This is a genomic window from Vibrio sp. 10N.261.46.A3 (assembly GCF_041472995.1).
In the GTDB taxonomy this organism is placed as follows: domain Bacteria; phylum Pseudomonadota; class Gammaproteobacteria; order Enterobacterales; family Vibrionaceae; genus Vibrio; species Vibrio coralliirubri.
The window spans coordinates 1-7,223 of record NZ_JBFRRH010000028.1 but is presented as its reverse complement, the minus strand read 5'-3'; the positions used below and the strand labels follow the sequence as shown (position 1 = coordinate 7,223).

The following is a 7,223-nucleotide window of genomic DNA, read 5'->3' as shown; positions in this document are numbered from 1 at the left end:
AGACTTAGCTAAACCCGAACAAACTTGTGCCGTTCGTGGTGCTTAGGAAATCGAATCACTTTGCCAGTGAAGCCCGTACACATAACTTCCATAATGCGCGCTAATGACCTAATTTATACAAAGCCCAAACTCTTCCAGCTATAGCAGCAATAATTGCTAGTTTCACAGAGTACCAAAACTCAAGTCCAAGATTTTGGTTTAGTGTAAAAATTACAGTGCCAGCTCCAATTAATGCTAGGAGATTAAATACGTGAGATGGTGAGTTCATTCCTCTACTCCTTGTTCTCTCTTAATGTAATCACATTTTCTTTACTTATCGTCCAGCTAATATTGTTGCCTGAGAAGTCAATCAGTGCGCCACTCTTACTGTCATAGCAAATATTTGTAGTTCCACCATTATTGAACTCAATTTTGTGCGAAATCACAGTTCCTTCTTGAGTTAGATCATAAGACTTTAGGCTTGTGATGTTTTCTAAATCTACTCGGGAGATTTTCGGAATATTCATACTTATATTCCCGTTTTTATCTCTTGTTGCAGACGCCCCGTTTGGGAATGTGATACTTGAGCTTCCGTCTCTATTTTGTGTTTCTTTTATTTCCATTCTTAAACCTTTTACTAACGTTGAAAAAAGAAGAGTTCTCACGAATAGGCGTAGCCTCGGGGGAACTCTTCAAACTACATCCGCATCCGGCTAAGCCACATACTTTAATAGTGGCTTATAGTCCGAATACCGAACTTTTATGTATTGAACAGTTTGTGCGTTTCTTCTGCTTGATGTTTTAAGATTACGCTTTGTATGAGTAAATCAACGGCTTTTTTTTCGTCATTATTTAAGGTCATGATCTTTTGCAATCGCATTTTCAGCCCGATTTCCATGTCATCTGTTTTCCCAAAGTCACACAATTCATCAATTGACGTTTCCAACGTGCTGGCAATTTTAATTAAATTGGTCATTGTTGGCTCTGATTTACCAGACTCGTAATTCTTATAGGCGGATAGACTCATACCGCAAGACAACGCCATATCTTCCTGACTTAGCTTCCTGTCCTTTCTTTTGGCTTTAAGGTTATCTTTAAACATATAAAAAGCCTCTTTAGTTAACATGTTGACCATTGTAAGGCTGTTTTTTTGTACATAACTATTGATTGGCTACAATTCTACCTATATTATGGTTTTAATTATACTCTTGACACGTTTGGGCTATGTACGATTTTTTAGGCTTACGCATACATTTCAAAGATGCTTTTACAACTTGCTCCCAAGTGGGCGAGGAGTATCAGTTTTCTATTGATATGTCTGAGTTGCCTAAGCGTGGTTTACGTCTAGAGGGGTCGATTGATTCAAATGAAGAGGGTGTAGCTGAGGTGTCTAACGTTCGTCACCCTTGGGATTCAATCCCTAGCAGCTATACAGGCATTGCATTCAAGGTATTTCAAGCATCAGGCTTTAAGCCCGAAGCGTGTGTAGAGCTAAAAGCCTCTCCAGCTAAGGTGATGCAGGGTCATAATGTTTACGGCTCTGACTGTCTTAGAGCTTCATCAACATTCATTCTAAAGTCACTTAAAGCAGCATTGCCTGACTTTGCCAATATGCTTGATTTTACCCGTATCGAAGTGTTCCGCTTTGATTCAACGTACTCACTACAGCTAGACAGTCCTGACGTGTTACAAGCGGCATTAGATTCCCTCACTAAGGTATCGCACCGCTACTTACGTCCATCTCGACAAGGTGAGTTTGAATCCACCGTCTACTTCAATAACGCAAAGAACAACCCAAACACAGGGCGCACGACCTCACTGTGTATCTATTCAAAGCTCGATGAAGTTCAACACCAGATAGACGACCTTAAAAAGAAAAAGCGTAAAGAGAGAACGCTTAACTATGACCGTGTTATCAAAGAGCTAGAAAGCCCTGAATTACAAGACTTTGCACAATGTCGCCTACGTTTTGAAAGTCGTTTTAAAGCCCGATGGTTTGATAAAAACAATATCCCAAGAAACCTTTGGGAGTTCATTGATTACATTGACAGTTTTGAAAAAGAGCAGGGCATTAGCTTCTGCTTATGGGCATGGCAAGACGGTATGAAAGACTTATTGTCTGCGGTGCAAGATTCCACAATCTCCGTTGTTCACGACAACAAAATCATGTCACTGCTACACGAGCATTACGACACTCTCGATAAAAACGGCAAGCTACGCACCAGTAAAGCAAAACGTTTATTTGGATTGTATGACCGCTTGAAGCATTCGACCTATGAACAGGTAAGAAACACAATGGCGAAATCTACTTTTTATGATGGGGTAAGAGACTTGACCGCTATCGGTCTATCTAAGTCTCAATTACAAAACCTACACAATACCGAGCAACTCCCTTTGGCTGAGGTCTTTACCTTTGATTTTGATAATCAAAGACCAGCTAACTACCAAGAACCCGATTTAGGCGGTTTAGACACCAATGAAAAGCTACTTGCATGGCTCAATGATGAAGAATACGTAGAAGCTCCATTGACTGAGCTAGATACGATTCGAGATTCACTAGAGTCTAACGACTTACCAGCCCTTTATGCCCGTTCTCTACAAGCAGGTAGAGAAGTGCGCCTAAATCAAAAAACCGCAATGTCATTTGTTCTATTTGCTGACGGAACCAGTGAATTAGTATTCCACGCTCCAAATGACAAACACGCTCGAACTCAATATAACCCAATCGAATAATAGGAAGATGAACCATGAGAACAACAATTAACTTTGCACAATACGGTAGTTTTGATGATGGTCGCCCATGGGCTAACTGTCAGACTTGTGAAGATTTCCGCTCTGATTTACAAGTCGCTGGCGCACAAGTCGCCAAAATGAGCGTTGATACAGCGAATGATAACGCTGTCGCTAAGGCATTAGTGAAAGCATTGGTTGAAGCACAATCCCCAATCGCTGTTGATGCTGATATCGGTATGTCAGTGAAAAAGGGTCAACCTGTAGCGATTCTCAAATCGTTTCAACTGCTTTCTAAGCCTCAACCACCGAAGAACTAATATCAATGGCTTCCTGCATTCAATCATCGGGAACGGGGGCGTTATTTCTTACAGAAAGGGAAGTCTCGCCCACTTGTGAGGGAGTGCTATTGAGTGTTGATGATTACCATGCCCTGCAAAGCTCGATGGACACTCAAGCATTGTTTGGTGCATCCGAAGCATTAGCCTTGTTTGGGGCGTGTGCTTCACTTTATGCGTTAGTCTTTGTGTACAAGCTGGCGCGTCAATCTATGGGTCTATAACAAAAGGACACCCAAATGAAACAGAAACTTACTGCGTTACTTGTTACCGCATCACTGTCAGCCCCTAGTTTTGCTGAGGGTGAAGCGACAACCTCAATTGTTGACGATGCTGTCTCCACCATTACAACCGATGGTACGGCTGCCATCATTGCCGTTGGTGGTGCAATGCTGGGACTTGCTGCCATTGCTATCACCTTTAAATGGGCGAAAGCGTCCATCTTTGGCTAATCCACACACACAATACCAATGGGGGCGAAAGCCTCCATTTTTTTAGGTGCATCATGTTAACTCTTCAATCCATTATATGGCTCATAGTATGTTTGGTTTTAATCGACTGCGCTCGGCGTTTGTTTTAATTGCCCTTTTTTACTGTTCAACACCGTTTGCCTCTGTTGATGTGGTGTGGGGGCAATGCAACCCACCGAATGTGATCGCAAAGTGCCCTGAGAACTATTACAGGGATTATGAGGCTTTGCAGTACATGTACTTCACATCCTATTATCCTCAATACTCCTATAGCGACATTGAGTTTAGCTACAGCGAGTGGGAATCTTATGGGAATACGTACCGTGACGTAACAGCGACTCTGGCACTCCCTAATGGTGACATTGTTAATTTTCCTTCGGTCGTTTTCTCTACTGCACCTTGCTCATCGTGGGAGTCTTACCCTGACTTTGTTCCTGCTTGCAAATCTGAACCCGTCACATGCCCTGATAGCGGAACACTTTACTCTTCGGGCCAATCATGGGACTGGCAACAGTATGGCGATTCGCCTACCGTTTGCGCCCCTTATCAAAGTTCAACCTGTCTTGTCTCACCCTCGGGTCGCACTCGTGCAGGAACGGTCTGTGCTGAAATTGCAGGAGAGTTCACCTGTACATCAGACTTTTACCACACAGGGCAATCATGCAGCACTGGCGGTAACATTTCGGCTGGCGGTGGGTATCCATCAGACGGGGGTAGCTCTGGAGATGCTGACTTAGACTCCATACAACGAGCCATTGAAGAACAATCTGATGCTGTCGAGGACAGAACCTTGAACGGTTTGATTACTGAATCTAATTTTGCCATTGCCGACATGGTGAACAGTATGGTGGGACAAACCAATATCGCCCTAGGGACAGCGAATATATACGCTGCTATGGGGTTGGAAGCGCTTGCTGAATTAACCACATCAACCGAAGACGCTGAGAATACCGCAACCCTCACACAAGCCATCAGTGACAGTGCAGACACTATTGAATCTGCCATTACCAATCTTCCAGCGGGCAGCGGAGGAGGTGATAACATGGATACAGTAGAGGCAATAGAAGCGTTATCTACAGCCCAACAAGACCAATCTAATACTCAATCGCTCTCTGATTCAATTACCGATTCTATTGAGACCGCATCAGCAACAACCAGTGATACATTGAATTCAATTGATGATTCACTCTCTGGCTTATTGGGGGAGTCCAATGGGGACGGAGCGTCCATCAATGAAACGCTAGGGGGATTGTCAACCGCAGACCAAGACGCTCAAAACACACAACAACTAGAAGACGCAATCACAGGCTCTCTTTCAACCACCAATGACTTATTGTCAAATATTGAAGCTGGATTAGAAGCCCAACAAGAAAGTGAAGAAAACACCCTCACAGCGTCAGCGTGTGGCACTTTCACATGTGATGGTGATGAAATCGCCTGTTTCCTAGCAAAACAAGACTTTGACCGTCAATGCGCCAATGAAGCCGTATTTGAAACTGGAGGACTGGCTGACCAAATCTACACCCAATTAGACGATTACATATCGGATGAAGATTACACCTCTGAATCACTAGAAGCGGCTCAGGTGGATAACATAGACGATCTCATGAATAAGTTCGTTGACTCGGGAGGTGTAGATACAGGGGTTTACTCTGGTGAGTGTCCAGCATCTATTGAAGTCGATGCCGTCATTGCGACCTTTGAACTGGATTTCTCCCCATTTTGTGAGTTAGCCGTTGTCATTCGTTGGTTTTTGATTGCATTCGCTTCAATTGGCTCTGCCATTATGATTTCAAAATACGTGTAGGTTAAGTATGGGATATTTATTAACGTTTTTCAGTGGGTTATTTGCTTACTTTGCTCCATTTCTTGGGGCAACCGTTACCCGTGCAGCGATATCGCTAGGGTTTGGGACGGTCGTTTATCAAGGTGTCGGCTTTATCTTTGATACGGTTATCGCTCAAGTGAATAGCTCTATGGGGGATTTACCTTATATTTTGGTGCAATTTGTTCACTTACTGGGCATTGATACTGCGATTAACATCGGGCTATCTGCGGGGTTTGCACTAATGGTACTAAAAGGTATGTCTAGTAACATGTCACTTCGCAAGCAGGTATGGCGAAAGGGCGGTGATAACTCAACATCGGAGTGGTAATACATGTTTTATCTTAATACTGGCTTACCAGGCGCATCAAAAACCCTGAACACCATCACAACGCTTGTGCAGCGTAACGATGGAAAGCGCACCATTTATTACCATAACATACGGCTGGTTATGCTGGATTGGGAGGTGGTTAACTCATTTTCAGGCTGGTTCTATGGGTATTATCTCGTACACCTAAAAGACAAGGCGAAAAGAAAAAAGCTGGATAAGATCATCCAAAGAGTTCATGAAAATGATGAATTTGTGACGCTTCAAGATGTACCATTCCTTGAAGCTGCTTATGAGAACCACCCCAATATCAAGACACTGCTGTATTGGTATCGACGCTTGTATAGCAAAGCGCAATTACAGCCGTTGGAAGATTTATTGTCATGTTATCCCAACCATGACGATATAACGTTTGAGCTTGTTGAGCCGTTTAACCTGCATTTTGTTTACTTTGAGAACCCAAGAGAATGGCATGAACTGCCTAAGCGTTCTGTTGTGCTGATTGATGAAGTACAGCAGTTTTTCCCTCAACGTACGGCTGGCTCAAAAGTCCCCCCTGCAATTGGAGCTATTGAGACGCACAGACACCACGGATACGATTTGTATTGGATCACTCAAGATGCAATGTTGATTGATGTGAATGCTCGGCGTTTGGTGGGGAGGCACACCAATTACTTCAATAGCATGGGGGGCAAACGACTGACTAAGATTGAAAGCCCTAAAACCTTTAATCCCTCGGATTACTTTGAAACCAAGGCATTAGAAAAGAAGATCATAAAACACAACAAAGCATTTTATGGTTCGTATTTTTCAGCGGAGATTCATACACATCAATTCAAACTGCCTAAGTTTGTGTATGCGTTTATTGCCTGTATCACCATTTTATTGCTATCAACGCTCGGGGTATATTCCGTCTTGTTTTCTTCAGATGCTGAAGCTGAGGTAGTAGAGGAAATAGAGACAGATAAGAGACAACGTAACGTTACGCAGGACTCAAAAACAGAGGAATCTAATCCTATTGATGTGCTATCAAAGCAGCTAGGCGAGATGGTATCGGGGGTTCACATTACAGGAACATTGACGCAATTTAATAAGGCTTCGGTCTCTTATCAATACGCCTTTGCGAAACTAGAAAGCGGTCAAACGTTTTATCCTGAGAATGTGGGGTTAACGGTAACGTCCATTCATCCTTGCTTGGCTCAAATGACGCTGGGTGACTTTTCGACATACATCACCTGTTCGCCATTTACGACAAGTGAATCCGCAGACAACAAAACACAGCCTGTAGAGAGAGGAAATAGATTCACGTTGTAATTCAGCATCACCACGTTGTGAACCCAACGTAAAGACCAAACACGACACCTAGAGCCGTTAACACCATACAAATCTCAACACCGTACTCATCTAAAAACTTCATCGTTATATTCCCATTAGGTTTGATTGGGCTGCTATATGCTTGCATGTAGAGCCTAATCAAATCAGACAAGCGCAGCGCGTCAGTAACACACGCCAACACTTGCCTGTTAGTTAAAACCCACAAGTGCGCATTATGT

11 protein-coding genes are annotated in these 7,223 nt (G+C 43.2%); 7 read left to right on the top strand and 4 right to left on the bottom strand.

From position 1 onward, the window contains the following. Positions 1 to 100 precede the first annotated feature (100 nt). From AB4484_RS08340 to AB4484_RS08330, 3 genes are all read right to left on the bottom strand, one after another. Complete coding sequence (locus AB4484_RS08340; protein WP_372077508.1) at positions 101 to 268, bottom strand: hypothetical protein; 168 nt, start codon at positions 266 to 268, stop codon at positions 101 to 103. A gap of 4 nt (positions 269 to 272) precedes the next feature. After that, on the bottom strand, positions 273 to 602 hold the full coding sequence (locus AB4484_RS08335; protein ID WP_372077506.1) for a hypothetical protein: 330 nt from the start codon (positions 600 to 602) through the stop codon (positions 273 to 275). Positions 603 to 739: 137 nt separating this feature from the next. Further along, positions 740 to 1,081 (bottom strand): helix-turn-helix domain-containing protein, encoded by a 342-nt coding sequence (locus AB4484_RS08330; RefSeq protein WP_372077504.1) that lies wholly within the window; start codon positions 1,079 to 1,081, stop codon positions 740 to 742. 122 nt (positions 1,082 to 1,203) lie between these two features. On the opposite strand from AB4484_RS08330, the gene AB4484_RS08325 reads away from it, so the two are divergent. From AB4484_RS08325 to AB4484_RS08295, 7 genes are all read left to right on the top strand, one after another. Continuing rightward, entirely contained in the window at positions 1,204 to 2,712 is a 1,509-nt protein-coding gene (locus AB4484_RS08325) for a phage/plasmid replication protein, II/X family (RefSeq protein WP_372077502.1), read from the top strand. Positions 2,713 to 2,726: 14 nt separating this feature from the next. Beyond that, positions 2,727 to 3,029 (top strand): hypothetical protein, encoded by a 303-nt coding sequence (locus tag AB4484_RS08320; protein ID WP_372077500.1) that lies wholly within the window; start codon positions 2,727 to 2,729, stop codon positions 3,027 to 3,029. 89 nt (positions 3,030 to 3,118) lie between these two features. Beyond that, on the top strand, positions 3,119 to 3,271 hold the full coding sequence (locus AB4484_RS08315; RefSeq protein ID WP_372077498.1) for a hypothetical protein: 153 nt from the start codon (positions 3,119 to 3,121) through the stop codon (positions 3,269 to 3,271). Positions 3,272 to 3,286: 15 nt separating this feature from the next. Further along, positions 3,287 to 3,499, top strand: a complete 213-nt coding sequence (locus tag AB4484_RS08310; RefSeq protein ID WP_372077496.1) for a major capsid protein — start codon at positions 3,287 to 3,289, stop codon at positions 3,497 to 3,499. A gap of 88 nt (positions 3,500 to 3,587) precedes the next feature. Further along, positions 3,588 to 5,324 carry a virulence factor TspB C-terminal domain-related protein gene (locus tag AB4484_RS08305; protein WP_372077494.1) on the top strand — a complete coding sequence of 579 codons (1,737 nt, stop codon included), beginning with the start codon at positions 3,588 to 3,590 and terminating at the stop codon, positions 5,322 to 5,324. A 7-nt stretch (positions 5,325 to 5,331) separates the two neighbouring features. Further along, positions 5,332 to 5,673 carry a DUF2523 family protein gene (locus tag AB4484_RS08300; protein ID WP_372077492.1) on the top strand — a complete coding sequence of 114 codons (342 nt, stop codon included), beginning with the start codon at positions 5,332 to 5,334 and terminating at the stop codon, positions 5,671 to 5,673. Positions 5,674 to 5,676: 3 nt separating this feature from the next. Further along, positions 5,677 to 6,984, top strand: a complete 1,308-nt coding sequence (locus tag AB4484_RS08295; protein ID WP_372077491.1) for a zonular occludens toxin domain-containing protein — start codon at positions 5,677 to 5,679, stop codon at positions 6,982 to 6,984. A 7-nt stretch (positions 6,985 to 6,991) separates the two neighbouring features. On the opposite strand, the gene AB4484_RS08290 is transcribed toward AB4484_RS08295, so the two are convergent. After that, on the bottom strand, positions 6,992 to 7,223 hold a 232-nt coding region (locus AB4484_RS08290; protein ID WP_372077488.1), incomplete at its 5' end, for a hypothetical protein.

Bases quoted from the DNA above. Each gene is read 5' to 3' on its own strand.
- AB4484_RS08300 (WP_372077492.1), top strand. From the start codon at position 5,332: ATGGGATATTTATTAACGTTTTTCAGTGGGTTATTTGCTTACTTTGCT.
- AB4484_RS08305 (WP_372077494.1), top strand. From the start codon at position 3,588: ATGTTTGGTTTTAATCGACTGCGCTCGGCGTTTGTTTTAATTGCCCTT.
- AB4484_RS08340 (WP_372077508.1), bottom strand. From the start codon at position 268: ATGAACTCACCATCTCACGTATTTAATCTCCTAGCATTAATTGGAGCT.
- AB4484_RS08320 (WP_372077500.1), top strand. From the start codon at position 2,727: ATGAGAACAACAATTAACTTTGCACAATACGGTAGTTTTGATGATGGT.
- AB4484_RS08310 (WP_372077496.1), top strand. From the start codon at position 3,287: ATGAAACAGAAACTTACTGCGTTACTTGTTACCGCATCACTGTCAGCC.
- AB4484_RS08325 (WP_372077502.1), top strand. From the start codon at position 1,204: ATGTACGATTTTTTAGGCTTACGCATACATTTCAAAGATGCTTTTACA.
- AB4484_RS08335 (WP_372077506.1), bottom strand. From the start codon at position 602: ATGGAAATAAAAGAAACACAAAATAGAGACGGAAGCTCAAGTATCACA.
- AB4484_RS08330 (WP_372077504.1), bottom strand. From the start codon at position 1,081: ATGTTTAAAGATAACCTTAAAGCCAAAAGAAAGGACAGGAAGCTAAGT.
- AB4484_RS08295 (WP_372077491.1), top strand. From the start codon at position 5,677: ATGTTTTATCTTAATACTGGCTTACCAGGCGCATCAAAAACCCTGAAC.